Genomic DNA, 1,350 nt, shown 5'->3' on the forward strand with positions numbered 1-1,350 from the left:
CAGATGCGAGCATGCGTAAGCCCGGGCTCACCGTCGAAGCTCGGCCACCTCGCCCAGCCGCTCGAGCTTGTGCGGGTTGCGGATCGCGTAGATCTGGGTGATCCGGCCGTCCTCGATGACGAACGACACGGCCGTGTCGTTCTCGCCGCCGGGGTCGATGCGCGCCGCGATGCCGCCGTTGAGGTCGATGATGAAAGCCCTGGCACCGGGCGCGACCTCGGCGAAGCGGGCCATCACCGGGGCGAGCTTCGCGGCCCCGCGGACCGGCTTCGGGATTGTCGGGGCCAGGCCGCCGCCGTCGCCCACGACGAGCACGTCGGGAGCCAGCACCTTGAGCAGGCCGGGCACGTCGCCGGTGGTCAGGGCGGCGAGGAACCGCTCAACCACCTGCTCCTGCTCGGTGCGGCTCACCGACATCCGCGGCCGGCGCGCCGCCACGTGCTTGCGTGCCCGCGTCGCGATCTGGCGCACCGCCGCCGGCGACTTGCCCAGCGCCTCGGCGATCTCGTCGTACGGCACGTCGAAGACCTCGCGGAGCACGAAGACCGCGCGCTCCGTCGGCAGCAGCGTCTCGAGTACCGCCAGCATGGCGATCGACACGCTCTCCGCAAGCTCGACGTCCTCGGCGACGTCCGGACTGGTCAGCACGGGCTCGGGCAGCCACTCGCCCACGTACTCCTCGCGCTGCCGCGCGAGCGTGCGCAGCCGGTTGAGGCAGAGCCGGGTCACGATCCGCACGAGGTACCCCCGGGGGTGCCGGACCTCGCAGCGCTCGGCGTCGACCACGGCTGCCCACCGCAGCCAGGTCTCCTGCACCACGTCCTCGGCGTCGGCGACCGAGCCGAGCATCTCGTAAGCGATGGTGAACAACAGGCTGCGGTGGGCGACGAAGGGGTCCTCGCTCATGACGCGGACGCTACTCCCGGTCGCTCGGCCAGCGGCTTTAAGCCGCACGCGGCGGCGAAGCCGTCGGACTCGATGCCGAGCGCCACGTTGCCACGCGTGCTCATGTTCGCGAATGCGATCACCGAGGTGAGCTCGACCACGGCGGAAGGTCCCAGCTCGGCGTGCAACCGGTCCACCAACTCGTCGGTCACGGTCGGCGGTGTCTGGCTCATCGCCTCGGCGTACTCCAGGACGTCCCGCTCCAGCGGAGTGAAGACGTCCGCCTCCCGCCACCGCGGGATCTCGCGCGCCTTCTCCACGTCGAGCCCCTTGTTGCGGGTCTCGAAGTAGTTGAAGTCCAGGCACCACGTGCAGCCGACTAGCGACGCGACCGCCATGTGGGCGAACGACTTCAGGCCCTCGTCGCAGGCGTCCCACTTCTGCAGCTTGCCGCCGAGGCCGAAG

The 1,350-nt window shown here is 70.6% G+C and carries 2 protein-coding genes; both read right to left on the reverse strand.

From position 1 onward, the window contains the following. Nucleotides 1–27: 27 nt before the first annotated feature. Complete coding sequence (locus I8N68_RS32400; protein WP_200216913.1) at nucleotides 28–906, reverse strand: RNA polymerase sigma-70 factor; 879 nt, start codon at nucleotides 904–906, stop codon at nucleotides 28–30. Next, nucleotides 903–1,350, reverse strand: a 448-nt coding sequence (locus tag I8N68_RS32405) for a carboxymuconolactone decarboxylase family protein (RefSeq protein ID WP_200216914.1), incomplete at its 5' end; no start/stop codon positions are given. The genes I8N68_RS32405 and I8N68_RS32400, both read right to left, overlap by 4 nt.

The sequence above is a fragment of the Micromonospora coerulea genome (genome assembly GCF_016598485.1).
Lineage (GTDB): Bacteria > Actinomycetota > Actinomycetes > Mycobacteriales > Micromonosporaceae > Micromonospora > Micromonospora coerulea.